The sequence below is a fragment of the Pseudoalteromonas marina genome, assembly GCF_000238335.3.
In the GTDB taxonomy this organism is placed as follows: Bacteria; Pseudomonadota; Gammaproteobacteria; order Enterobacterales; family Alteromonadaceae; genus Pseudoalteromonas; species Pseudoalteromonas marina.
Window position 1 is genome coordinate 1,179,035 of record NZ_AHCB03000005.1, and the last position, 24,694, is coordinate 1,203,728.

At 39.7% G+C, this 24,694-nt stretch carries 22 protein-coding genes; 16 read left to right on the forward strand and 6 right to left on the reverse strand.

Features of this window, described 5'->3' with window-relative positions; translation table 11 throughout:
• Positions 1-4: 4 nt before the first annotated feature.
• From PMAN_RS05520 to PMAN_RS05565, 10 genes are all read left to right on the forward strand, one after another.
• Positions 5-1,198 (forward strand): alginate export family protein, encoded by a 1,194-nt coding sequence (locus tag PMAN_RS05520; protein ID WP_010556321.1) that lies wholly within the window; start codon positions 5-7, stop codon positions 1,196-1,198.
• 227 nt (positions 1,199-1,425) lie between these two features.
• Positions 1,426-2,952 (forward strand): FAD-dependent oxidoreductase, encoded by a 1,527-nt coding sequence (locus PMAN_RS05525; RefSeq protein ID WP_010556322.1) that lies wholly within the window; start codon positions 1,426-1,428, stop codon positions 2,950-2,952.
• A gap of 21 nt (positions 2,953-2,973) precedes the next feature.
• Entirely contained in the window at positions 2,974-5,664 is a 2,691-nt protein-coding gene (locus PMAN_RS05530) for a nitrate reductase (RefSeq protein WP_010556323.1), read from the forward strand.
• A 16-nt stretch (positions 5,665-5,680) separates the two neighbouring features.
• Positions 5,681-6,652, forward strand: coding sequence for a GTP 3',8-cyclase MoaA (gene moaA / locus PMAN_RS05535; RefSeq protein ID WP_010556324.1), 972 nt, complete (start codon positions 5,681-5,683; stop codon positions 6,650-6,652).
• Position 6,653: 1 nt separating this feature from the next.
• Positions 6,654-7,280: a molybdenum cofactor guanylyltransferase gene (locus PMAN_RS05540; RefSeq protein ID WP_010556325.1), complete on the forward strand. Its 627-nt coding sequence runs from the start codon at positions 6,654-6,656 to the stop codon at positions 7,278-7,280.
• Complete coding sequence (gene moaB / locus PMAN_RS05545; RefSeq protein WP_004587753.1) at positions 7,277-7,816, forward strand: molybdenum cofactor biosynthesis protein B; 540 nt, start codon at positions 7,277-7,279, stop codon at positions 7,814-7,816. Before PMAN_RS05540 ends, moaB begins: the two co-directional genes overlap by 4 nt.
• 1 nt (position 7,817) lies before the next feature.
• Entirely contained in the window at positions 7,818-8,288 is a 471-nt protein-coding gene (gene moaC / locus PMAN_RS05550; protein WP_010556326.1) for a cyclic pyranopterin monophosphate synthase MoaC, read from the forward strand.
• Entirely contained in the window at positions 8,266-8,565 is a 300-nt protein-coding gene (locus tag PMAN_RS05555; RefSeq protein ID WP_010556327.1) for a MoaD/ThiS family protein, read from the forward strand. Before moaC ends, PMAN_RS05555 begins: the two co-directional genes overlap by 23 nt.
• Positions 8,565-9,044, forward strand: a complete 480-nt coding sequence (moaE, locus tag PMAN_RS05560) for a molybdopterin synthase catalytic subunit MoaE (protein ID WP_010556328.1) — start codon at positions 8,565-8,567, stop codon at positions 9,042-9,044. The genes PMAN_RS05555 and moaE overlap by 1 nt, the downstream gene beginning before the upstream one ends.
• Complete coding sequence (locus PMAN_RS05565; RefSeq protein WP_010556329.1) at positions 9,045-9,701, forward strand: MOSC domain-containing protein; 657 nt, start codon at positions 9,045-9,047, stop codon at positions 9,699-9,701. It abuts the gene before it with no gap.
• A 55-nt stretch (positions 9,702-9,756) separates the two neighbouring features.
• Here the strand turns inward: PMAN_RS05565 and PMAN_RS05570 are convergent, their stop codons facing one another.
• From PMAN_RS05570 to PMAN_RS05590, 5 genes are all read right to left on the reverse strand, one after another.
• The gene (locus PMAN_RS05570) at positions 9,757-11,016 is read right to left on the reverse strand and encodes a nitrate- and nitrite sensing domain-containing protein (RefSeq protein WP_008131277.1); all 1,260 of its coding nucleotides are present in this window, start codon (positions 11,014-11,016) and stop codon (positions 9,757-9,759) included.
• 252 nt (positions 11,017-11,268) lie between these two features.
• Positions 11,269-12,138, reverse strand: coding sequence for a uroporphyrinogen-III C-methyltransferase (gene cobA, locus PMAN_RS05575; RefSeq protein WP_010556330.1), 870 nt, complete (start codon positions 12,136-12,138; stop codon positions 11,269-11,271).
• 10 nt (positions 12,139-12,148) lie between these two features.
• Entirely contained in the window at positions 12,149-12,502 is a 354-nt protein-coding gene (nirD, locus tag PMAN_RS05580) for a nitrite reductase small subunit NirD (RefSeq protein WP_010556331.1), read from the reverse strand.
• Positions 12,489-15,062 carry a nitrite reductase large subunit NirB gene (gene nirB / locus PMAN_RS05585; protein WP_010556332.1) on the reverse strand — a complete coding sequence of 858 codons (2,574 nt, stop codon included), beginning with the start codon at positions 15,060-15,062 and terminating at the stop codon, positions 12,489-12,491. Before nirB ends, nirD begins: the two co-directional genes overlap by 14 nt.
• 410 nt (positions 15,063-15,472) lie before the next feature.
• A complete protein-coding gene (locus tag PMAN_RS05590; RefSeq protein WP_010556333.1) occupies positions 15,473-15,709 on the reverse strand; it encodes a hypothetical protein in 237 nt (78 codons plus the stop codon).
• Between the two features lie 257 nt (positions 15,710-15,966).
• Here PMAN_RS05590 and PMAN_RS05595 point away from each other — a divergent pair, with 257 nt between their 5' ends.
• The 3 genes from PMAN_RS05595 to PMAN_RS05605 are packed head-to-tail and all read left to right on the forward strand — an operon-like array spanning position 15,967 to position 19,596.
• Complete coding sequence (locus PMAN_RS05595; protein WP_010556334.1) at positions 15,967-18,162, forward strand: LruC domain-containing protein; 2,196 nt, start codon at positions 15,967-15,969, stop codon at positions 18,160-18,162.
• A complete protein-coding gene (locus tag PMAN_RS05600) occupies positions 18,162-18,617 on the forward strand; it encodes a hypothetical protein (protein ID WP_010556335.1) in 456 nt (151 codons plus the stop codon). Before PMAN_RS05595 ends, PMAN_RS05600 begins: the two co-directional genes overlap by 1 nt.
• Before the next feature lie 31 nt (positions 18,618-18,648).
• Complete coding sequence (locus PMAN_RS05605; protein ID WP_010556336.1) at positions 18,649-19,596, forward strand: endonuclease/exonuclease/phosphatase family protein; 948 nt, start codon at positions 18,649-18,651, stop codon at positions 19,594-19,596.
• A gap of 58 nt (positions 19,597-19,654) precedes the next feature.
• Here the strand turns inward: PMAN_RS05605 and PMAN_RS05610 are convergent, their stop codons facing one another.
• The gene (locus PMAN_RS05610) at positions 19,655-20,569 is read right to left on the reverse strand and encodes a glycosyltransferase family 2 protein (RefSeq protein ID WP_010556337.1); all 915 of its coding nucleotides are present in this window, start codon (positions 20,567-20,569) and stop codon (positions 19,655-19,657) included.
• Between the two features lie 206 nt (positions 20,570-20,775).
• On the opposite strand from PMAN_RS05610, the gene PMAN_RS05615 reads away from it, so the two are divergent.
• From PMAN_RS05615 to PMAN_RS05625, 3 genes are read left to right on the forward strand one after another with little or no spacing between them, the layout of a single operon-like run.
• A complete protein-coding gene (locus tag PMAN_RS05615; RefSeq protein WP_010556338.1) occupies positions 20,776-21,927 on the forward strand; it encodes a glycosyltransferase in 1,152 nt (383 codons plus the stop codon).
• 8 nt (positions 21,928-21,935) lie between these two features.
• Positions 21,936-23,348: a lipopolysaccharide biosynthesis protein gene (locus tag PMAN_RS05620; RefSeq protein WP_010556339.1), complete on the forward strand. Its 1,413-nt coding sequence runs from the start codon at positions 21,936-21,938 to the stop codon at positions 23,346-23,348.
• Positions 23,341-24,693 carry an O-antigen ligase family protein gene (locus tag PMAN_RS05625; RefSeq protein WP_010556340.1) on the forward strand — a complete coding sequence of 451 codons (1,353 nt, stop codon included), beginning with the start codon at positions 23,341-23,343 and terminating at the stop codon, positions 24,691-24,693. Before PMAN_RS05620 ends, PMAN_RS05625 begins: the two co-directional genes overlap by 8 nt.
• Position 24,694 lies beyond the last annotated feature (1 nt).

Here is a 24,694-nt window from a genome sequence, read left to right on the forward strand (position 1 = left end):
AAACATGTTAAATCATAAAAAAAACTTACCTATTATTTTTATACTGGGTAGCTTATCTGCGCCTTCAATTAGTGTTGCAGCGCAAACCGACCTTAACTTTAGACTGCGTTTTGAAAACGCAGAGCAAGATAACGCGTTAAAAGATGGAAGTAGCTTAACGCTGCGTACACGCCTTACTCATAAAACAGATGAATTGAATGGTTTTTCTGCACTTATTGAAGTTGAAGACAGCCGAAGCCTGTTAGGTGTAGACGATTACAACAATACACTGGGTAAAAATACTAATTACTCAGTAATTGCGGACCCAGAAACCACAGAAGTAGATCAAGGTTTTATAAAATACGTGAAAGATGCGTTATCAATTAAAGTGGGTAGGCAAGTAATAGCGCTTGATGGACAACGATTTGTGGGCCATGTTGGCTTTAGACAAGACAGGCAAACTTTTGATGCGGCAACAGTCAATTACACGTTTAATGATATTAATTTACACTATAGCTACATAAGCAAGCGCAACCGTATATTTGCCGAAAGCAAAGATATTGATTCATCCGATCACCTTATCAATGCAAGTTTTAAAACAAGCTTGGGTAAAGTGGTTTTATACAGTTATTTATTGAGTAACGACGCAGTAGATGATGACAGCTTAGATACTTATGGCGTTTCTTTTAGTGGGAATAAAACACTCAGCAATACTAAGGTTTACTATAAAGCAGAGTACGCCACGCAATCTGCATCAACGAGCATGAGTGATTTTGATGCTGATTATTATGCATTTGAAGGCGGCGTTGATTTAGCCGGTTTAGGTATTAAAAACGTGAAACTAAAAGCCGGTATTGAGTCACTGGGCTCTGATGATGGCGATTATGGTTTTGCCACGCCGCTTGCCACTATGCATAAATTTAATGGCTGGGCTGATACGTTTTTAGCAACGCCTGCACAAGGGCTTGATGACACTTATGTAAGCTTAAATGGTAAAGCCTTTGACGGTAAATGGTTAGTGGCTTATCACAGCTTTGATGCAAACGATAATGCAAATGGCGTTGATGATTTAGGCTCAGAGCTAAACGTGCAATACGTTAAGCCTATTAATAAAACCTATGCCGTTGGCGCTAAATATGCCGATTATTCAGCAGGCGATAGCGCTGCAGGCAAAGTTGATACCCAAAAACTATGGGTGTGGGTGAGCGCTAAATTTTAAGTATTTAACCAGAACTCTGGTTATTTAATTTGAAGCGTTACAAGTTGGTGCAATAGCGCCAGCTTGTGGTGCTTCCACTTCTTTTTTACTGCACCAATTTGGTTAAGTCACTGTAATATATTGATTATATATCTGGCTTGCATATTGCTATAACAACTACATAACAAATTATACGTTTAAAGTACTCATTTATGCATTGAGTACTTTGAACAAAATAGGTGATTTTAATGCCAAGCAAGCAGCGTGTTGTCGTCGTAGGAAACGGGATGGTTGGGCATCATTTTGTACAGCAGCTAGTATCGCAGCAAGGTGATAACAAAAATGTTGATATTACCGTGCTCAGCGGTGAAGACCGCCTCGCTTATGACCGCGTTCAGCTCTCGTCATTTTTTAACGGCAAAACCGAAGACGATTTAGCACTTACCTGCAGTAAAACCTATCAAGATTGGCAAGTTGGTTTTCATACTCATTCTAAAGTGGTTGATATAAACCGAGATGCAAAAAAGGTTACTACTGCAAAAGGCGAGTCATTTGAATACGACAAGCTAATACTGGCAACGGGTTCGTTTGCATTTGTGCCACCCATTCCAGGTAAAGATCGTGATCATTGCCTCGTTTACAGAACCATTAACGATTTACACGCTATAAAAAAATCAGCACAAGGCAGTAAAGTCGGCGTTGTTATTGGTGGTGGTTTACTAGGGCTTGAAGCAGCCAACGCATTAAAGCAGCTTGGCTTGCAAACCCATGTAATAGAATTTGCACCTCAACTTATGGGCGTACAAATAGATGGGGCTGGTGGGCGATTACTAAAAAATAAAATTACCGAGCTAGGCGTTACAGTGCATACCTCAGTGGCGACAGAGCAAATTATAGAGGGTGAAAACAGCCGTTATAAAATGTGCTTTAAGGGTGGTCAAACCCTAGAAACCGACATGATAGTATTTTCGGCCGGTATTCGCCCATACGATAACCTAGCTCGCGAGTTTAATTTAGAAATAGGTGAGCGCGGCGGCATCGTAATAAACAACCATTGCCAAACGAGTGATAAAAACATATACGCCATAGGCGAATGCGCCCTTTGGAATAACTTTATTTTTGGTCTTGTAGCACCGGGCTACGCGATGGCAAAAGTAGCGGCGGGGCATGTTTTAAAGCAGCTTTCTTCAAGTACAGCTTCAAACACACCTTTAAGCAACTATTCAAACAATACTGATGAATTTAGCGGCGCCGATATGAGCACCAAGCTTAAATTAATGGGTGTTGAAGTGGGCTCAATAGGTGATGCCCATGCACGCAGTGAAGGCGCAATTAGCTATTACTTTGAAGATCAACTAAGCGGTATTTACAAAAAAGTAGTCACTAATGAGCAAGGCAATAAGCTCATAGGTGCTGTACTGGTTGGCGATACCAGTGATTACGATAACTTATTGCAGTATCACTTAAATAGCATTGAGCTTAGTGTGCCCGCAGAGTCATTAATAATGCCGCTTGCAGGTGACGTGGGCGAGCTAAACGCTGATGATTTGCCACAAGATGCCATTATTTGTGCGTGCCACAAAGTCACAAAACACACTATTGAACAAGCGGTTATACAAGGTTGTAGCGATTTAAATAAAGTGCAGCAAGCCACTAAAGCAAGTACGGGTTGTGGAGGGTGTGAAAAATTAGTACAAAGCGTTATTAGCAGTGCACTTAATAATAAAATAGCCACCCTTATCCCTGAAGATGAACCAGTATCACAGAGCGCTTAACGCAAATAATAAGAGAGCAGTATGGAAACATTAAACACTTGTTCAAACACGCCTTTGCTTAAACAAACTACCTGCGCTTATTGTGGTGTAGGCTGTGGGGTTGATATTTCATTATTAAATAATACCCCAACAAAGCTTGAAGGCACGCGCGAGCACCCCGCTAATTTTGGCCGTTTGTGTGTTAAAGGCACCCACCTGCTTGACACCACCGGCAGTGATAACCGCTTAACATCACCCCTTATTGATAACGAACCCGCCAGCTGGGATACGGCAACTGATTACGTTGCCAATAAATTTAACGCCATTATTAAAGAGCATGGGCCGGAATCTGTTGCGTTTTATGTATCGGGGCAGTTACTTACTGAAGATTACTACGTTGCCAATAAATTAATGAAAGGCTACATAGGCTCAGGCAATATAGATACAAACTCAAGGCTGTGTATGTCATCGGCGGTTGCCGGTTATAAACGTGCGTTTGGTGAGGACGTAGTACCATGTACCTACGACGATTTAGAGCAAACTGAGCTACTTATTTTAATTGGCTCAAATGCAGCTTGGACTCATCCGGTGCTTTACCAGCGTATGGAGCGCGCAAAAAAGCTTAATCCAAACATGAAAGTAGTGGTTATCGACCCGCGAAAAACCGATACAGCCGAACTTGCCGATACCTTTTTAAATATAAAACCAGGCAGCGACGCAGCACTTTATAACGGCTTACTTACTTATTTAAGTGAACATAACTATTTAGATACACAATTTATAAACGCGCATACAAACGGCTTTGAAACAGCGCTTGTAGAGGCGAAAAAGTGGAGTGTAAAAGCGGTCAGTGACTTTTGTGATATTGATGCGCAGCTAGTCAGTGACTTTTACGCCTTATTTGCACAAAGCCCAACCACTATTAGTTTTTATTCAATGGGTATTAACCAATCAAGCTCAGGGGTTGATAAGTGTAATGCCATTATAAATGCGCATTTAGCGTCTGGTAAATTGTTAAAACCTGGATGTGGTCCGTTTTCAATAACTGGGCAACCTAATGCAATGGGTGGGCGTGAAGTAGGTGGCTTGGCAAATCAATTAGCAGCACATTTAGACATTGAAAACGACGCGCATCAACAGTTAGTGCAGCGTTTTTGGCAATCACCAACAATAGCTAAAAAAGCAGGGTGTAATGCGATTGATATGTTTGATGAAATCGCCAAAGGAAAAATAAAAGCTATTTGGGTAATGGCAACCAATCCAATGGTAAGCCTACCTAATAACGCAGCCATACAATATGCACTTGAGCAATGTGAGCTGGTGGTTGTGTCTGACTGTATTGCCAAAAGTGATACGCTAAAATTTGCTAATGTGGCGTTTCCCTCAACAGGATGGGGCGAAAAAAACGGCACAGTAACTAACTCAGAGCGCAGAATATCAAGGCAACGCCCGCTAGTTGAGCCTTTCTCAGGAGCTAAAAACGATTGGCAAATAATGTGCTTAGTTGCCAAAAAAATGGGCTTTGAAGGATTTGATTTTACAGACCCAAGTGGCATTTTTGAAGAATGGGCACAACTGACTGATTTTGAAAATAACGGTGATAGGCTATTAAATTTATCAGCCTTGGTAGGGCTTTCGCAGCAGCAGTACGATAACTTAAAACCAGTTATGTGGCCGGCACTAAAAAATGAGCCATACAAAAACGGGCAGGTTTTTGTTAATAATCAATTTAGCACCGCAGATAAAAAAGCCCGCTTTATACCTATAACGCCCAGACTTCCTGTGCAACAAACGTCAAGCGATTACCCGTTTGTAATGAACTCAGGGCGAATACGCGATCAGTGGCATACAATGAGTCGCACCGGAAAAAGTACAGCCCTTTCTACTCATATAACGCGCCCATATATTGAAATAAACCCCATAGATGCCAGCAAATTAAACATAAAAGCAAACGATTTAATAACTGCCAATGCTAAAACTGGGCAGGTTACGGCTCATGCAAAAGTGACGGATGCTGTGCGTAAAGGCGAATGTTTTATGCCTATTCATTGGAACAAGCAATTTGCCTCATCCGCTACGGTAAGTGGGCTCTATCAATCGGTTGTTGACCCTATTTCGGGCCAGCCTGAATGTAAGCATGGTGCTGTTGATTTAGTTAAAGCGCAATTTGCTCAGTACATGCAAATTTTTAGCAAAGCAGAGCTTAAAATAACCAGTGATTTTTGGCTTAAAGTTAACGCAAGTAATTGTGTTAACTACCAGTTAGCGCTCAATGAGCCGCAAAATGATTTGCTTTATTATTGCCAAACACTGACAGGGTTACAAGGGCAGTGGTCGGCAATGGGCAGTGCAAAAGCCATGCATATTCAATGTATTCAAAACGAGCAGTTAGTGTTTGTTGTGGTTGTTTCGTTAGCTCAAAAAGACATATCACTTGAGTGGATAAATCATTTATTTGCAGAGCCTTTAATAACCTTTAGCCAATTACAGTCATTGTTGTATGCCATGCCCGATGAAGAATTTACCCAAGGCGCGCAAGTATGTAGTTGCTTTAAAGTTCGCGAGCAACCCATTATAAACGCCATTAAATGTGGTGAAAATACAGTAGAAAAATTGGGGTCTAAACTAAAGTGCGGCACTAACTGTGGTTCGTGTAAAACCCAGTTAAGCCAATTAATAAAGCAGCATACTACGCAAAACGCTAACAGTATTGATGTTGCAGTTGAAATGTAAATTAACAAGGAAGCATATGCTTAATGATCAATTTGGTCGGCAGTTTAACTATTTGCGCCTCTCAATTACCGATGTGTGTAACTTTAGTTGCACCTATTGTTTACCAAACGGGTATCAGTGCGATACCCCGCGTAACTTTTTAAATAAAAATGAAATAAACACCTTAGTAAATGCATTTGCTTCACTTGGCACAAAAAAAGTGCGCATTACGGGCGGTGAGCCGTGTTTACGCAGTGACGTAACCGATATTATAAAGCAGTGTAAAAACACCCCAGGCATAGAAAAAGTCGCCATAACAACCAATGGTTTTAACTTATTTAATAAAATTGATGAGTTTTACAGCGCTGGCCTAGATGCGCTAAACATTAGTATAGATAGCTTAAACCCGAGCATGTTTAAATTAATTACAGGACACGACAAGCTAACCCATATTTTAAAAGGGATAGACCGGGCAATTGAGCTGGGCATAAAAGATATAAAAATAAATGCAGTGCTGGCTAAGCAATTTAATAAAAACCAATTAAATGATTTTTTAGACTGGGTAAAACATAAAAAAGTAACGGTACGCTTTATTGAATTAATGGAAACAGGTAATGGTGCCACCTTTTTTGAACAAAACCATTTAAGCGGGCAAAGTGTTAAAACGCAGCTTTTAGCACAAGGTTGGTTACAGGTAGTAAGAGGTAAATTAAACGGCCCTGCAGAAGAGTTTTGTCATCCTGATTTTGAGGGGCGCATTGGCTTAATTATGCCCTACAGTAAAGACTTTTGTAAAAGCTGTAACCGATTAAGAGTATCGTCATTAGGCAAATTGCATTTGTGCTTGTTTGCCGAGCAAGGGATAGATTTACGCCCGCATTTAAATGCGCAAGATATGCCAGCCACTGTAAATGCAATTCAAGCAGCAATGGGCAATAAAACCATTAGCCATGAGCTTGATAAGCGCTTAACGGGCGCCACAACCCATTTAGCAATGTTAGGCGGCTAAAATGAGTGATAAGGCTGTATTCATGGGCGTTGTACTCGCTGGTGGGCAATCATCCAGAATGGGCAGCGATAAAGCCAACCTAATTTTAAAAAATAAAACATTACTGCAAAATGCACGTGAGTTATTAACAGCAGCAGGAGCAAGTGATGTACTTATAAGCCGTAATGTACAAAGTGCTACTGCGCAATATATACCTGACATATACCCAGGCTCTGGCCCACTTGGAGGGATTTATTCAACTTTAATGGTGACAGAGCAAGATATACTTATAACCGCTGTTGATATGCCATTGCTTACTTGCACGTTATTATCGCAAATTGCATCTGCAGGAAGCGATAATTCCCACTTTCAAACAAATCAGCCACAAATACATGCGTGGCACTTTGAAAATGAACCGTTACCCCTGTATATTCGTAACACCCAAAGCGTTAAACGTCATTTAAAACAATTACTCATAAACGCAAATAGTCATAAATCAATTAAACAGTTTACCCGTAGTATTGGTGTGCAAACGCTAAAATGTAATAAAGCGCACGCACTTGTTAATACCAATACACCGGCGCAATTTAAAGCTGTTAACGAGCAATTTGACCAACACAAACCTAATTTATTGAGAAGAACCCTATGAGCCACACAACTGAGTCACAAATTGCATTAAACATTGCCGTAATGACAGTAAGCGATACACGCGATGAAATTACGGATACTTCAGGCCATTATTTAATTAAAGCCCTTACTGAAGCAGGCCATCACTTAGCGGATAAAGACATAGTTAAAGATGATGTTTACCAAATGCGAGCAGTTGCATCGCAGTGGATTGCCGATGACACCATTCACGCTATTTTAGTAACCGGTGGTACGGGCTTTACCGAGCGCGACTCAACACCAGAGGCATTTGCACCGCTGTTTGATAAAAGCGTAGATGGATTTGGAGAGCTATTTAGACATATTTCGTACGGTGAAATTGGTAACTCAACTATTCAATCGCGTGCGTTGGCAGGCCTTGCCAATAACACCGTTATTTTTTGTATGCCAGGCTCTACGGGTGCATGTAAAACAGCCTGGACAGGTATTATAAAAGATCAATTAGACTCAATGCACAAGCCATGTAACTTTGCCCCGCATATTACTATTGGTAAGAAGTGCGAATCGCGAGAGCAATAATATGCTGAGCCACGTAGATGAAAACGGCCAAGCAAACATGGTTGATGTATCGCTAAAAGAGGTCACTCTACGCGATGCATCTGCCGAGGCCTACATTAAAATGAGCAAACAGGCTTTTGAGCAAGTGTTGCTTAATCAAAATAAAAAAGGTGACGTGCTAGGCGTAGCCCGAATCGCGGGTATTCAGGGCGCTAAAAAGTGCGCTGATTTAATTCCGCTTTGTCATCCGCTTGCACTGAGTAAAGTAGCCGTTGATTTTGAGCTTGATGAAGCACATAGCCAAATTAAAGCCACCAGTTACTGTAAATTAGCAGGTAAAACGGGCGTTGAAATGGAAGCACTCACCGCTGTATCTGTGGCGACCCTTACACTATTTGATATGTGTAAAGCCGCCGATCCGCTTATGGAAATACACGGTATGCGTGTAACGCAAAAAGCAGGGGGCAAGCATGGCAGCTGGCAGCGAGACTAATTTAAATGATACGAATGCAGCTGCAGGGCATGTTATCGTACTTTTTTTTGGCCAACTAAAAGAGCGGCTAAAGTGCGACAAGTTAACCGTTGATATAGCGCATACCCTTAGCATTAAAGCGTTTAAACACATGTTGGTTGAGCAAAACCCACATTGGCAGGCATGGCTTGAAGAACGTGATGTATTGTGTGCGCTTAATCAAACTATGTCATCAAGCGATGAGCTTGTAAAAGCAGGGGATGAACTTGCTTTTTTCCCACCCGTTACAGGTGGCTAATGAGTATAAGCATTAACGTACAAACGCAGGATTTTTCAGTAGGCGAGCAACATGACGCACTTTGTAGCAATAACAAAAGTGATGGTGCCGTAGTGACGTTTACAGGGCTGGTGCGAGAATTTAGCAGCGGCGATAACGTAATTGCCCTTGAGCTTGAACACTACCCAGGTATGACTGAGCAACTACTGCAATCGATAGCCGAGCAAGCACAAACACGCTGGCAACTTGCTCGCATAAGTATTATTCATCGAGTCGGTTATTTAGCCCTTGGTGAGCAAATTGTATTTGTTGGCGTAACCAGCCGCCACCGCCAAGCCGCGTTTGAAGGCGCACAATTCATAATGGATTACTTAAAAAACCACGCCACGTTTTGGAAAAAAGAGCATTTTAAAGACTCCTCAAACTGGGTTGAGTTTAAACAGAGCGACAAGCAAGCACTAAATAAATGGCAAAGTATCGAACAGGATGCAATTAAGTAAATGCATATAATCTCTACCAATATCTCTAAAATAAAAACGGTTGTGCATAACGGCAAAGAGGTCAAAACCGGTATTTTTAAAACGCCAACCAATGAGCCGGTTGTTATTGAAAAACTAAACATAATAGGTGATGAACAAGCCGATTTAGTTAATCACGGCGGTATTGATAAAGCGGTATATGCGTTTTCGCACAATCATTACGATTATTGGAAGCGCACCCTTAAAAATGATGATTTAGCTGTTGGTGCCTTTGGCGAAAACTTCACAATTTCAGAGCTTGATGAGAAAAATATTCATATAGGCGATCGTATTCGTGTAGGTAATGCACTGCTTGAGGTAAGCCAGCCCCGTGTGCCGTGCTTTAAATTGGCTATTGCACTTAATAATAAACAAAGCCTAAAACTGTTTACCCAGTATTACCACACGGGTGTTTATTTTAGAGTGCTTGAGCAAGGTGTTGCTAAAACAGGCGATGCCGTGACTATTGAACATAAAGCCAAACACAACATTTCGGTTAAAACGTTGTTTCAGGCGTTTTTTGATAAACACTACCCAGATTATGAAAGCGTATTATTAGCAGCACTTGAACTCCCCGAGCTTGCACTTGAGTGGCAAACTAAAATTAAAAAGAAGCTTTCATTAGAACGTCACCAATAATTTATTTTAAAATTAAAAGGTGACTATGCGTGTTTGGCTCATTAGCCTGTTATTTTTACTCACACTCACTCAATTCAATTATTTTTTTAGCCACTGCATACAGTGAACTATGCGATTCCATTGCCTGTTTTTGAAGCTGTTTATGAGCGTGCTCTTCACTTATTTTTAACTGTTCTATTAAAATATATTTAGCTTGATGAATGACTTTTTGTTCGCTTATTAGCTGTTTGGCATCTAATAAAGCTTGGTTTATTTGTTTTATATGTTGTGCTTGCTCAAGTATTAAATCGTACATTGTTTTATTACTACTCAGCTTACTTACCGCCGAATTTGAAGGCTCACCTATTTTAAGAGCGAGTTGTCCATCTGATACAGGAATATACTCTTGTTCTAGTGAGCTTAATATTTGCTTGTTTGAGTTAAGCTTTCGTTGAGCGCCAGCAATCCGCATCGCTGCGCTATCAATTAAATGGTCGCTAATATTTTGCTCAATTTTATGCATTATATCGATGCGAGTAGTCGTTACCTCATACCACACTTCACTTAATTGAGATAAAGGTTGTGCATTTTGGTCGTCTAGTTTTTGTAGCAGGCTTCTTAGTTGATCAACTTGTTTATTAACCGGGTGCTCTATAAGTGATGAGTAACATTTTAATAAATGATTGTCGGCGTATTCACTAAAGAAGGAAAAACGGTTTTCTTGTTCTTGCATAAAATGAGCAAGTTGCTGTTTTTGTTCGCATGAAAACTTACTTTCGGCAAAGGCTTGAGCGCCACAGGCTCGCTCTTGTCCTGCATACTCTTTGCCTTGCATAAAGTTAAAATAAGCCACTAAAAGGCGAATAACTTGCGGATCGTTTGCACCATCGGCTGCTTCTAAAATTATATTTAACAAGCCGGCAATTAGGTTTGTAAATGACTGGGTAGCATGAACGGGTGTAATATTTTGATTCGCTATTTGATAACGAAGCGAGGGTAATGCGTCGAGTGATTGCAAGCTATGAGAAATTAAATTATACAGCCTCGAATGACCATTCAAGGAGGTGTCGGTAATAAAAGTTGTTTTTAAAGAGTCATAAAAATAACGTTGGGTCGTTTGCGTTACCGTTATTTGCTCTTTAAGCTCGCAATTAAATTGTAGGCTTTTAGATGCTAAAAATATATTGCTCATAGCACGTTCTTTTTGCAATTGATGAACAAAGTCGCCTAATTTTGTTAACGACGCACAGCTATTTTGTAATTGTTTTAGCGCGTCTATTTCTTGATATTTAGCCGCAAGTAAAAATTGTTTTGTGAGAGGGTTTGCTGTTTGCATGGAGTTATTTCCGCACTTTTTTGTTTATGAAGTGCAACCTCTATTCCATATATGTAAAGATTTTATTATTCAAATTAAAATCAATTTAAAACAGCTGCTTGTGTATTACTTTAAACTAATAAAGTAAAAACAGATTTATTTTAGCAACACGAAAAGCCCCTTTTTGGTGCATTAAAAAAGAGTTTTGCCACACGGTGTACCGGTATTAAAAAACGCGCTTATTCCTGGGGAAGAATAAGCACGGATAGTGCGTTAAGCGTTAACATGTTGCACTAAAAGCGCTGGGTCAATATTCATTGTATGATTAACTACTTCACCAATGATAATGAGCGTTGGCCCCATTAACGTAGCTACTGATTCATTATTCGATATATCGTTAATAGACCCTGTTATTATTTTTTGGTTAGTTGTTGTTGCATTTTCTATTAAGGCAATAGAAGTGTTGTCGGGCCAACCTACTGATTTTAAGCCTTTACATAATTCGTTAAGCCTACTCAGCCCCATGTAAACAACAAGTGTTGGGTTGTTTTTACCTTGCATAAATGTGTAATTTTGCCAATTAGGTAACTTTTTAGGATCGGCAAATTGAGCGGTTAAAAAAGTTACACTGCGAGCTACATCACGAGCAGTTAAGGGAATACCTGTATATGCCGATGCAGCGCAAGCGGTTGTCACACCAGGAACAATTGCAAAACTAATATTATTTTGTGTTAGCGCGTCAGCTTCTTCATTTATACGAGCAAAAATGCTCGGGTCGCCGCCTTTTAAGCGCACTACATTTAACCCTTGTTGAGCATACTTAACTAAAAGATCACAAATATTCGCTTGCGACATAGAGTGTTTACCAGCGCGTTTGCCTACGAATACTCGCTGTGCTTTTTTAGGTAATGTGTTTAGTAAATCTTCACTTACTAGCCAGTCATACAAAATAATATCGGCAGATTGAATTAATCGCTGAGCTTTAACTGTAATTAGCTCGGCATCGCCTGGGCCCGCACCAATAATATAAACATGGCCATTTTTAGCCTTTTTGTCGGTAAACTTAACCCCATTGGTTAGCTTGTTAATTACTTTGTTTAACCAGATGTTTTCAACACCTGAAAAATAAGAGAGCACACTCATAATTATTCCTCTAAGCTACAGCTGCTATTGCTTTAGGCTCAGCGTTTATAAATACGTTGCCGTCTTCAATTTTAATATCAAACACGGGGACTTGAATTGACTCATCTTCAAGACATTGGCCTGTTTCTAAACAGAAATGCTGTTTATATAAAGGTGAAGCCACAACAAATTTATTACTGAAAGAGCCAATAATTCCGCGCGATAACACATTCGCTTTGCCGATAGGATCATAGTTACCGACTGCGAATAAAGGGCATTTATTTTGTGGTAGGTAAAAAATAGCCACTTGTTGGTTTTTAACTAGTGCGCATACGCCGCTGTTAGCAACAAGGCAATCGGTTGTTCCAATATTATGCCAAGACATCAGCTTGCTCCTCTTGTATTTCTGTTACCGCAATACGGTTTTGAGTTATCTGTTGTTCGCGTTTTTCAGCGTCTGTGGCTGGGCGAATTTGATTACGTTCTTGCACAAACAAAATGTTGTCATCGGTTTGTGGGCTATTAACAAATTGGCGAAAGCGTTTTGTTGCTTCTGGATTGTCTACTGTTTTTTTCCACTCACATGCGTATGTATTCGCTACCAAATCCATTTGTTCTTCAAGCTCTCGGCAAATACCTAAACTGTCGTCAATCACTACACTTTTGAGGTAATCAAGGCCGCCCTCTAAGTTCTCCATCCATACTGAAGTACGCTGTAACTTGTCGGCGGTTTTTATGTAAAACATCAATACACGGTCAATGTATTTTATAAGCGTGGTTGTATCTAAGTCGGTAGCAAATAAGTCTGCATGGCGAGGGCGCATGCCACCGTTACCACACACGTATAAGTTCCAGCCATTTTCAGTTGCTATGATACCAATGTCTTTACTTTGTGCTTCAGCACATTCGCGGGTACAACCTGACACTGCCATTTTAATTTTATGAGGAGAGCGCAATCCTTTATAACGGTTTTCGATATCGATGGCATGACCTACACTGTCTTGTACGCCATAACGACACCATGTACTTCCTACGCACGACTTAACCGTTCTCAGAGACTTACCATAAGCGTGACCTGTCTCAAAGCCAGCTTCAATCAGTCTTTCCCAAATAACAGGCAGCTCTTCTAAACGAGCACCAAATAAATCGATGCGTTGTCCGCCAGTCACTTTACAATAAAGATTAAAGTCTTTAGCTACTTGACCTATGACAATGAGTTTGTCGGGTGTAATTTCACCACCAGCAATACGCGGTACAACAGAGTAAGAGCCGTCTTTTTGCATATTGGCAAGAAAGGTGTCGTTTGTATCTTGAAGACCTACATGTGTTGGCTCTAGGATAAAGTCGTTCCATGTTGAGGCTAAAATAGAGGCCACTGCGGGTTTACATATTTCACAGCCATGGCCGCTGCCATGTTTAGCTATTAAATCATCAAAAGTTTTGATGCTTTCTACTTTAACCACATGGAGTAATTCTTGACGCGAATACGCGAAGTGCTCACAGAGGTGATTATTTACTTCAACGCCTCGACTTGCCAGTTCGTCGTCTACTACCGATTTAAGTAACGCTGCACAACCACCGCAACCGCTGGCAGCTTTGGTGCATGATTTAACTGAGGCTAAATCGCATGAGCCACCATCAATAGCTCCCACAATGTCGCCTTTACTCACGTTATGACACGAACAAATAGTGGCTGTATCGGGTAGGGCGCTGCCCGCAAGAGAAGGGGCGCCGGCGCTATCTGGTAAAATTAAACATTCAGGGTGCTCTGGTAAGTCCATGTCGTTTAACATGTATTGAAGTAGCGTATCGTAATCACTGGTATCGCCAACAAGGACAGCGCCTAAAAGCTTATCGCCAGTTTCATTTAATATAATTTTTTTGTAGCAATCTCTAATTGGATCTTGATAAATGAGCTCTTTGCAGTTGGGCGTTTTTGCATGCGCATCACCAATAGATCCTACTTCTACACCTAGTAGTTTTAATTTAGTGCTCATATCTGCACCTAAAAACTCAAGCTCGCCGCCACTTAGCTGGCTTGCTGCAACGCGAGCCATGTTGTAACCCGGCGCCACTAAGCCAAATAACTTTTTGTCCCATAGGGCACATTCGCCAATAGCCAAAATATCAGGGTCTGATGTTTGGCACTGGTTATTGATAACTATACCGCCACGCTCCCCAAGCTCTAGATCAGCCACTTTACCTAGCTGATCATAAGGACGAATACCGGCAGAGAATAAAATTAAGTCGGTTTCTAAATAAGTGTCGTCTGAAAAGTTTAATCTAAAGCGGCTAGTTTCACCTTTAACTATTTCGCTGGTCGCTTTTGATGTATGAACAGTCACACCCAGTTTTTCTATTTTATTTTTTAATAGCGTGCCGCCTTGCTCGTCTAGCTGGACAGCCATAAGCTGCGGCGCAAATTCAACAACATGTGTATCAAGTCCTAATTGTTTAATGGCGTTCGCGGCTTCAAGTCCCAATAAACCACCACCAATAACTACACCACTTTTACTGGCTGCGGCACTGGCTTTTATTTGCTCTAAATCCTCTAGGGTGCGATAAACCAAACAATGTGGTTGATCGTTTCCCTTAATTGGCGGCACAAACGGGAACGAGCCCGTAGCAAGTACAAGCTTATCGTACGGGTATTGATCGCCTGTTTGGGTATTAACAACTTTGTTTACTCTATCTATGCCTTCAACCCATTGGTTAGTGAATACATTAATATTGAGTTGTTGATAATTTTCTAAAGTTGTTAGCGCTAAATCGTTTGCTGTTTTACCATCAAATACGCTTGATAAATAAACACGGTCGTAAGCTAAATTTGCTTCACCACACAAAACAGTGATGTTTGCGTTAGCATCGCTTTGGCGCATTTTTTCTACAAAATGATGTCCGACCATACCATTGCCAATTATTAGTATTTTTTGCGCGGTTTGCATTAGGCATTCCTTCAGTGACGGTTTAAATTTTACACACAAAAAAGCCCGTCACGATTGTAATTAAATACAATTGTGTACGGGCCTCTTTGCCTCTGGTTGCTTTTTCAACCAATATGTATGCCGTTAATTAACGTGCTTAGTGTTCAATAAAGCAATAACCTAGCCATAAGTTTAAGTGATTGATTAATAGTGACATTAATGTGCTTTTAGGATTTAGAGATTTAAAAACGAACACTTTAGGTGCAAGGTTAGTACTAATTAGTGCAGTAAAAAATATATTTAATGTTTTGAAAATGAGTGAGAGTTATCCCCATTGTTTTGTTAAATTGTGGGAGATACTCATATGGGTATGTTGCGTGCAACATCCATTTAACCAGTGATAAGCGCTAACGTGTTTTTTAGCTATGTAGTTAACTATTAATGAAAGCGAGCAGGGTAAACATAGTTATATAGAAGCCAACGCCTAGCGCAATAACCGGCACTACTTTTTTGGATTTCCTTTGTTTAAAACTAGCATAATCTTTAAATTCCATTTTATAGCTTCCAAACGTTGTAACTTTTAACAGCATACAACCTGTTGCATAAAACAAGAAACCGAAGGCTGTTTCAATTAAAAGCCATAAAAATATATCTGTAACAATGCTCATTTTCCCCCTTAATCAAAAAGCTCAGCTGATTAGCGTAAACCAATAATAGTAAAGCATAGTTATTGGTAAAAAATAATACTTAAATTGTAAGTAAACGTGCGAGTGTATTCTCTTACATTTTGCAAAATGCAAACTTGTCAGTTGCAAACTGCATTAGGATTATACTGAATTTATTTTATTTATAATGAATTCATAGAGTTAAGTTTTGGAATAGACCCTGCAACAGTTTAATTACTTAACTTTTTAAGGGCTAAATTATGAAACTAAATAAACTTGCAACAGCATGCTTAGTTATATTTCCATGCGCTGTGCTCAGTCAACCATTCGAGTCGTGCCCCAGCCAGGCATTTTTAATGCAAGATGCTAACGCGCAACTATACGGAATAGATTTAGTTTCAGCTAAACCTACCGTTTTAGCATCGCAGCTAACGTTCGCTAACGAATTAAATACTAACAGCGTTAATGCAGTTGGTTTTAATTATAAAGATCAATACATGTACGGTTACAGTAAGCAAACGCCTGGTAGCGTAGTGCAGCTTGGCAGCAACTACGAAATGAAGCGGCTAAACGTACAAGGTTTACCTGCCACTAATTTTTACGTCGGTGATATACAAGTTGTAGGTGAGGGCAATGACCAACGAGCTACCTATTATGTTTATCATCCTAACTTTGGCCTATATGGTATTAATTTAGATGGTGACTTAGATGCATCTATTACGGCAAGTTTGTTAACCAATACAAACACTTGGAAATTATCTATTTATGACTTTGCCTTTCACCCAACTAGTAACCTTTTATATGCGGTTGAGCCAAATGGCAATTTATACGAAATAGATATTGCAGCAAATACCCATACGTTAATTACTCAAGTTGATGTAGGCGATGATACTGGCGCATTTGGCGCGGCTTATTTTGATGTGAAGGGCCAGTTTTATTTTAGTAACAATAAAAGCGGTAAAATCCATAAAGTTGATTTAAGTGTTAGCCCAGTCGTTGGCTACACCCCGGTGGCAAATGTGTTTACATCGGGGCCTAAATCAAGTCAAAACGACGGTGCGCGCTGTGCCATTGCCGAAGTAAAAGTAACTGATAGCTCAATTGATTTTGGTGACGCGCCAGCGCCTTACAACACAAGCCTTGAGCAAAGTGGCGCAAGGCATTTATTTGACCCTAATAGTACCGGCTCAGATTTAATTTATTTGGGAAGCTCGGTGGGTGGTGAAAACATTAATACCAATGCCGATTTACTATTGTCTCCTATTGACGATTCAGACGATGGCGTAAGTTTTGTAACGGCGATTTCGGCAGGGCAAGACTCGCAAATTATTGTTAACGCGTCTACTTCTGGCTTTTTATATGCGTGGTTTGATTGGGACCAAAATGGCCGTTTTACTGAAGACGAAAGAACAGTAACTAAACGTGCCATAAATGAAGGCGATAACAGCATCTTAATCACGGTGCCAAGTAACACTAAAGCGGGCCAAACATGGGCTCGATTCAGAGTCACCGATGGCACAGAGGCGTCGCTGATCACGGCAACAGGCGGTGTGCTGGGCGGCGAAGTAGAAGATTACGAAATTACCACTTATGCAAGCGCTGTTTACCCTGGCGAAAATGATTGGGTAACCCTTGCATTTGAGGATAGATGGCCGTTTGCAGGTGATTACGATTTTAATGATCTAGTACTCAATTACAGAACCACACAGCTTATGGAAGGGAGTAATGTGGTTGGCTATAAAATTGATGGTCAACTAATTGGTATTGGAGCCACATACCATAATGGCTTTGCTGTGAGATTAAAAGAAACCGTCAATAATACCACTCACACTATTTTACGAGATGAAGTAGATGAAGATGCAATTAGCTTTATTATTGACGGGCAACCGCAAACAGTGAGTCCTTTGGAGGCAGGTAGAAACGAAGCTATCCTCATTTTCATGCAAGATACTTGGGCCCACGTTTCAAAAGAGTCGGGCTGTAGTTACTTTAGAACAGAAGATAATTGCGATGAAAACGTTAAAGTTACCTTTAGCATGAGTATTCCTTTAAAAGAACCAAAAGCGAAAAGTGCATCTCCCGGTACGCTACTTGACCCGTTTATTTTTGCAACTAATGGCTTTTACCACGGTGATTTTTTAGTCGGTAAAAACGCCCGAGGATGGGAAGTACACATTAAAAACCAGGCACCAACTGAAGCATTTGATACATCACTCTACAGCGTTACAAACGCAGATGATGCCAGCGTACAAAGTAATGGTTTGTATTTTCTTAACGAAAACGGTTTACCGTGGGCAATGGAGGTCGGTATGCAATGGCTGCATCCCCTTGAAGGGGTAGATATAACCGACGCTTACGGTAGTTTTGCTGACTTTGCTCAATCATCGGGTAAACAAAAGCCAACGTGGTTTTACGATTACAGTATTAGTAATGTTGTTGTAAGAGGGGAACAGTAATGAAAAAAGCACTATTAATTTTATCACTATCAATAGGGTTAACAGCATGTGGCGGCGGTGGTTCAGAAGAGACAAAAGCACCAGCAGTCGCGACGGTATCTTCTACCTCTACTCCAGCAAATAATCCAACAGGGATTAACGCAATCACAGTTGATAACGAATTTAATTTATCTACTAAGTATTCACTTGATGTTGATGTTGACCTAGGGATGGGCGATGTAAGAGCCTACTTAAATGTGTGCCAAAAAAAGGTGGCATCTCAACGAGCAGATTATAACAACTGTATTTACAGAGGGCCTCTTAGTAATACCGCTCTCGATACGCAATTAGTGTTAAGCAATCAAGATATTGAACTGATTGCTGAAATTTGGTTTTACGATGAGTCGACCGAACCGCTTTTATTCACTTGGCAGTACGAACCTGCTCAAGCACAACAACAGTTTGTTATCAGATAATAGTTATTAAAATGGTTAGGTTTAAAAAGTAATGTCAAATATCCCAGAAAGTAATAATCCGCACTATTTAGTTTTGCGGATTATTTTTATATGTGCAGCAGTCGTATTTATCTTACTCGCGTTTAATCCCTTAACTAGCTTTTATGCCGATGTATTTTCATCTTTACGAATACAGATGTTAATTGCGGCGTTGATGTGCGGGGGCGCACTTATGTTGTTAAAACTGTACAAATTATCTGCAGTGGTGTTCCTACTTTGCGCGCTGGGGCTAGGCCCTATTTTGGTGTCTTTTCCTGTAACATCGCCTGTTAATTCAGAGGCTTTATCAATCAAGCAAATTAATGTTAATTATAGTAATAAATACCTTTCAACACATTTACTGAGTTTGCTTGATGAAAGTTGGGATGTGCTTATTTTACAAGAGTTTAGTGACAAAAATCGCCACCTGTTAACTCAATTTATAACCACTACCGACATGTTTGGCTATGAGGAGGTTGAAGGAATACCCTATGGTATGGTTGTTTTATCGCGAATACCTATGGTTTATAAGCAACAAGTTAAATTAGATGGCGATAAGTTAGGGTATTTAAAACTAAAGTTTATGGTGGGTAATAAGCTGTTGACCACGTTTATTGCGCACCCACCTTCACCGCGCTCTAAACGTCATTGGCAAAATAGAAATACGCTATTAGCGGCTTTAAAGCTTTCAACACAAAATGAAAAGGGCGCATGGCTCGTTGCAGGGGATTTAAATGTAGTACCTTGGTCTTCATATTTTGAGTGGCAGCAAGATCAAACTTGCTTTGGGCAACATCGATACTCAAGCTTTATGCCTTTTAAAAAAGGACACTCTATTTTGACTGGCTTACCTATTGATCACTGTGTAATTAGCGAACAAGTTTTATTACAAAGCCTAGTGGTCACGGACTTTAAAGGCAGTGATCACAAAATGTTAAGCTATAAAATAAGTCTAAAATAAAAGGCGCTCAATATAATAAGCGCCTTTTTAACCTTAGTGTTTTACATGTATTTTAAATTTATTTAATAGACTGTTTTATGTCATGTACTAAGTGTTGAAGATTTCGCCTATGGGGAAACAATAAGAATGCAGCAGTGGCTAAGCAAAAAGCTTTAAACTTATAACCTATTTCTCGGTAGTATTCGCTATAACATTCGAGCATTCTGGCTTTGGCTTTAAACCTAGAAACCACGCCAATATCGTTTTTACAGCGATCTATTATTATTTGCATCGCAGTTAAACGGTTTTGTCTGTTGGCAGTAATAGAGCCTGCTCTCATTAAATAGCCCATTGATACCTGATTCGAAAAAGCCACATTACCAATACGTGCTAATTTAAGCCAACAATCCCAATCGCTTGCGCTATTGAGTGATTGATCAAACTTACCTACATAACAAATGGCTGATTTTTTCACCACAACAGACGAGGTACCTATAACGTTTGCAAACAGCAGTAAATCCATTGGTGATTTAAGGTTTTGGTAACCCTCAGTGTTCCAATTAATAAATTTTGTAAACTCAGGCCAATAGGAAAAACAATCAATAATGGGTTCGTACTGCTCATTAACATGCATGTAATTGGTAAAGCTCAGCACACAATCACGATTATTTTGCATGTAGGTAACCTGGTTAAATAATTTATCTTCAGTCCAGTAATCGTCAGCATCTAAAAAAGCAATATAGTCGCCTTTGGCAAGTTCAATGGCTTTATTTCTGACACTAACAACCCCGCAGTTTTGCTGCTTTATAACACGCATATTAGGAAGTGATTGTTGTAACTTATTTAACCATTCAACGCTTCCATCAGTTGACCCATCATCAATAATAAGTATTTCACACTCAATATTATGCTGCCTAACAACGCTTGAAATAGCCTTTGCCAAATACTGCTTACAGTTAAAGTTAGGAATAATAACGCTTACCTGAATACTCATAGTACTCACCTTTTGTGTTTTTCATTAACGTTAACTACGCAAGATAAGCGCCAACCATTAATAGGCATTTGCGGGCTGTTTTTTGTTTTATGATTTGCAAATTGCGATAAGCCTTCGCAAATTGACTTTTTATAGGGGGTTTTTAGCGTTTTATGCCGGGCACAGATTTTGCGATGTAACCAATAAGTTTATTAGGAGTTTTAACTATGAAACATATTGGTATCGTTGTACCTAGCTTTCACATACCTTCAGAAACGTTTGTTGTAACTGAAATTAACGCGCTGGTGAATGCAGGGCATAGAGTGACCGTACTGACGTTTGAAAATTTAAATTACTGTGTTCATTTAAATAAAAATGTGCAGGTGATTGTTATTAAAAAATCAACACCATCGGCAGTTAACACACTACTCAAAAGCCCACTAATGGCAGTAAAAGGCGGTGTTATTGCAAGTCGCTTTAAGTCTATTTCGGTCATGTCTTTAATGGGCTACGGGTTAAATATTGCTGAAATCATTCGTGCAAAAAAAATCTCTCATATCCATTGTCATTTTATGCATGCACCACTGGCTTACTCCATTATCGCTAGCAAAATAGCCGGCGTGAGTGTGTCATCTATTGGCCACGGTCACGATGTTTATGTGAATGATGATGATTTAAAGCTTAAATTATCGTTGTGCGACTTTTCAGTTGCGGTATGTAAAGACATGGCTGTAAAACTCAGTAAATACAGCGCAGGAAAAATACAGCTACTGCATTGTGGTATTGATTTGAGCTTGTTTAATAATAAACCAAATCGATTAACAGAATCGGTTAACCTTATTTTTGTTGGTCGGTTAATTGAAAAAAAGGGGTTGCAATTTTTACTTCCGGCAATCAAAAAAATTAGCAAAAAACATTCAATCACACTAGATATAGTAGGCGATGGCCCTTTACTAAATGACCTAAAATATTTTTGCGAACAGCTAGGCATTACGAATGAGGTCAACTTTTTAGGTTCAAAAAGTCCACAGTGGTTAGCAATAAACACCAGCAATTATTCGGCTTTAATTGCGCCGTTTTGCGTGTCTAAAAATGGCGATCGCGACACGGGGCCGGTTGTACTTAAAGAAGCCATGGCCAGCGGTATACCTGTTTTAACTACTGAGCTAATGGGTGCAAAAGAAATTGTAAATGACGATGTTGGCGCTAAATGTGCGCCCTCAAGTATTACTGGTATTGAGCAAATGCTTAATGACTTTTGTGCACTAACGCCTTACCAGCGCTACGAAAAAGGGCTAAATGCAAAAAGGTTAGCGACAAAACGCTTTAATGCAAATTCGCAAGCCAAAAAGTTATCTCACTGGGTTCAAGGGATATAGGTGTTGCTATGAATGGGATTAAGCAAATTGCATACTTTGGTATTTCCACTTTATTTCTTAAAGTATTAGGGTTTGCTTTATTACCTATAACTACGCGTATTTTAAGTCAGGCAGAATTTGGTGAGCTAAATTTTTTGGTGTCTATTTCGGCAGTTATGTCGTTGTTATTGTGTTTAGGTTTACCCGATTTATTGTTTAAGCAACAAATGAACAACCCACAACATAAACGTGTATTATTCAGAGATGCATTACTAGTGTGTGCCATTGTTAGTAGTGTATTTGTGTGCTTGGTTTTTTACTGTATTGATTATTTAAGCGCGTTATTACCTGTAACGCTAAATGCACTAGATATTAAACTGTTAGCTATTAACTTAGCGCTTTCATCTCTACTTTCTATTTTATTTTGTTATTTTAGATATTACGAAATGGCAAAACAATTTTGTATTTTGGCTGTGCTTCAAGGTATGGGGCAAACACTTCTAACCATTGTTTTACTATACTTAGGCCATGGTGTTACTGGGGTAATGGCATCGGGTGTGGTGTCGAGCGCTTTAGTGTTATGCATTGCTCTAGTTTTGGTATTGAAGCCGCTGGGTATCAGTTTTAAACGTGTTTCATGGAAAATAAGTTATAAAAACGGACTTTTTTTAATCAGTATTGTTACCTCGTCTTTATTTGTGTATGCAAATAATGGGGCCGAAAATTGGTTTATAGTTGCCAGTGAGGGCAAAGAAAAACTGGCTCAATATTATGTCGCTTTACAGTTTGCCGTTATGACCTCGTTCGCTTTTGAACCTATTAGAATGTGGTGGTTCTCACGTCGTTTTGATGAATTGGCTAAAAACCGAGAACGTTATGTCGAGCTGTGTACGCTGTGTTTAGATTCGGCCATTTTACTGTGCGCGTTAATGCTTATCATCACCCCGTCTATTTTTAGTTTAGTGTTACCACAAAATTATCAGTTGCATACTTGGTTGCTACCAAGCCTTATTTTTATTGTGGTTATTAAGCACCATAGTGATTTACTCAATATAGGGTGTTACATCCATTACAATGGTGCATTTGTTACTGTGGTAAATGCAATTAGCGCATTTGCTGTGCTGGCTTTGTTAGCCGTTTTAGTTCCTCGATATAACGTATATGGCGTAGTGGTTGCACTTTGCATTGCGCAGTTAATTAAAACCAGTTTACTTATTGTTATTAGCCAACAATTAGAAAGTTTAACGTTTAGTATTACGCGTTTGCTGCCCAGCTGGGTGTGTTTTTCTTTAATATACTTTTTAAGCATTACACAAACTGCCTATTTTGAGCTTATTCAATGCATTGTTTTTATCTGCTTTTTAATTGCTTTGTTTTATAAATACAAACACGCAATTTTAGCACTTACCCAGCAAACAATGCGGGGTAAAGTGTATGATTAGTTGGTATAAAAAATATTGTCTGATGATCAACGGCTTATTTGTAATGACATTAACATTAATGCTTTACATGCGCTTTGGTCCCATTGCAGCCTTTGCTTTATTATTGTTACCTTTTGCAGGGTTTTTAGCCGTTAAAATAAGCACGGTATTTATTATTCTTTTTATACTGTTTAGCTACTTTAGGCTACATGAAGTCTTTGTTGTATTAATGCCCCTTAAAATTCCTAAAATGTTGGCCTTAGCTTCATTACTGGCTATTGCATGGCATTTATTCATTTCAAAATCGTTAAAGCCTCATTGGAGTTCAACACACTTGGTGTTTGTAATTTGGTTTGTTTGGCTCACTGTTTGCGTATTTAGTGCATCCAATAAAGGTATGGCAATAGAGTATTGGACTGGTGTGCTAGTGAAGGTTTTCATTATGGTATTTGCCATTAGCTGGTGGTTAACCCGATTTTCGCATTTTAGTTTAGTACGAATGGGCATAATGATTTCGGGTATTTCGGTGGCGTTGGTTGCACTAAGTAACAAAATGAATGGTATTGGCTTGGTTGAGGGCACGCGTGTCACTATTTCTCGTGAGTACCGCTCGCAATTAGGAGACCCTAACGATCTATCGTTAGTGTTGATGTTTCCGGTGTCTTTTTTGGCTGCAGAGTTATTTGATAAAAGTGCGAATAAATATCGTCGTCTATTTGCAGCCGTAGGATTGTTGTTAGCTATTTCTGGCGTAATAGCCACACAGAGCCGAGGTGGCCTACTGGGTATTGCTGCTATTTTAAGTTTCTTTTTGTATCAAAAAGTAAAAAACCCAATTGTAGTAGGAATGTGTGCAGCTGTTGCCATGCTAGCAATGATGGTGTTTGCAGGCATTGGTGATAGGCAAAGTGGAGGCGCAGCAGAAGACGGGGTTGATGCGTCTGCAATGGGTCGAATATATGCATGGCAAGCGGCAATTAATATGGCGCTTTCTAACCCGCTAACAGGTGTGGGAGTCGATAACTTTTACGTAAATTATTATTTTTACAGTCCGCATTGGGATGGCAAGAATCATGCAGTACACAGTACATGGTTTCAGGTGTTAGGCGAAACAGGCTTTGTAGGTATAGGTATATTTGTATTATTAATTGCCAGTATATATCGCAGCTTATCACGCGTGTATTGCATCAATGCGCTTAACCATAACGACCAAGTTGCAGTGAATGCAAATGCATTAAAAGCAGGTTTAATAGGCTTTATGGTTGCAGGTACTTTCCTAACACAAGCTTTTACTTGGCCGCTTTACATTATTTTAGCGCTAACAATCGCACTCGAAAAAATCACTGTTGAGAGCAATAAGGAATAAA

Excerpts from the sequence above, each read along its gene's own strand:
- PMAN_RS05520 (WP_010556321.1), top strand. The coding sequence starts at position 5 with ATGTTAAATCATAAAAAAAACTTACCTATTATTTTTATACTGGGTAGC.
- PMAN_RS05525 (WP_010556322.1), top strand. The coding sequence starts at position 1,426 with ATGCCAAGCAAGCAGCGTGTTGTCGTCGTAGGAAACGGGATGGTTGGG.
- PMAN_RS05530 (WP_010556323.1), top strand. The coding sequence starts at position 2,974 with ATGGAAACATTAAACACTTGTTCAAACACGCCTTTGCTTAAACAAACT.
- moaA (WP_010556324.1), top strand. The coding sequence starts at position 5,681 with ATGCTTAATGATCAATTTGGTCGGCAGTTTAACTATTTGCGCCTCTCA.
- PMAN_RS05540 (WP_010556325.1), top strand. The coding sequence starts at position 6,654 with ATGAGTGATAAGGCTGTATTCATGGGCGTTGTACTCGCTGGTGGGCAA.
- moaB (WP_004587753.1), top strand. The coding sequence starts at position 7,277 with ATGAGCCACACAACTGAGTCACAAATTGCATTAAACATTGCCGTAATG.
- moaC (WP_010556326.1), top strand. The coding sequence starts at position 7,818 with ATGCTGAGCCACGTAGATGAAAACGGCCAAGCAAACATGGTTGATGTA.
- PMAN_RS05555 (WP_010556327.1), top strand. The coding sequence starts at position 8,266 with ATGGCAGCTGGCAGCGAGACTAATTTAAATGATACGAATGCAGCTGCA.
- moaE (WP_010556328.1), top strand. The coding sequence starts at position 8,565 with ATGAGTATAAGCATTAACGTACAAACGCAGGATTTTTCAGTAGGCGAG.
- PMAN_RS05565 (WP_010556329.1), top strand. The coding sequence starts at position 9,045 with ATGCATATAATCTCTACCAATATCTCTAAAATAAAAACGGTTGTGCAT.
- PMAN_RS05570 (WP_008131277.1), bottom strand. The coding sequence starts at position 11,016 with ATGCAAACAGCAAACCCTCTCACAAAACAATTTTTACTTGCGGCTAAA.
- cobA (WP_010556330.1), bottom strand. The coding sequence starts at position 12,138 with ATGAGTGTGCTCTCTTATTTTTCAGGTGTTGAAAACATCTGGTTAAAC.
- nirD (WP_010556331.1), bottom strand. The coding sequence starts at position 12,502 with ATGTCTTGGCATAATATTGGAACAACCGATTGCCTTGTTGCTAACAGC.
- nirB (WP_010556332.1), bottom strand. The coding sequence starts at position 15,062 with ATGCAAACCGCGCAAAAAATACTAATAATTGGCAATGGTATGGTCGGA.
- PMAN_RS05590 (WP_010556333.1), bottom strand. The coding sequence starts at position 15,709 with ATGAGCATTGTTACAGATATATTTTTATGGCTTTTAATTGAAACAGCC.
- PMAN_RS05595 (WP_010556334.1), top strand. The coding sequence starts at position 15,967 with ATGAAACTAAATAAACTTGCAACAGCATGCTTAGTTATATTTCCATGC.
- PMAN_RS05600 (WP_010556335.1), top strand. The coding sequence starts at position 18,162 with ATGAAAAAAGCACTATTAATTTTATCACTATCAATAGGGTTAACAGCA.
- PMAN_RS05605 (WP_010556336.1), top strand. The coding sequence starts at position 18,649 with ATGTCAAATATCCCAGAAAGTAATAATCCGCACTATTTAGTTTTGCGG.
- PMAN_RS05610 (WP_010556337.1), bottom strand. The coding sequence starts at position 20,569 with ATGAGTATTCAGGTAAGCGTTATTATTCCTAACTTTAACTGTAAGCAG.
- PMAN_RS05615 (WP_010556338.1), top strand. The coding sequence starts at position 20,776 with ATGAAACATATTGGTATCGTTGTACCTAGCTTTCACATACCTTCAGAA.
- PMAN_RS05620 (WP_010556339.1), top strand. The coding sequence starts at position 21,936 with ATGAATGGGATTAAGCAAATTGCATACTTTGGTATTTCCACTTTATTT.
- PMAN_RS05625 (WP_010556340.1), top strand. The coding sequence starts at position 23,341 with ATGATTAGTTGGTATAAAAAATATTGTCTGATGATCAACGGCTTATTT.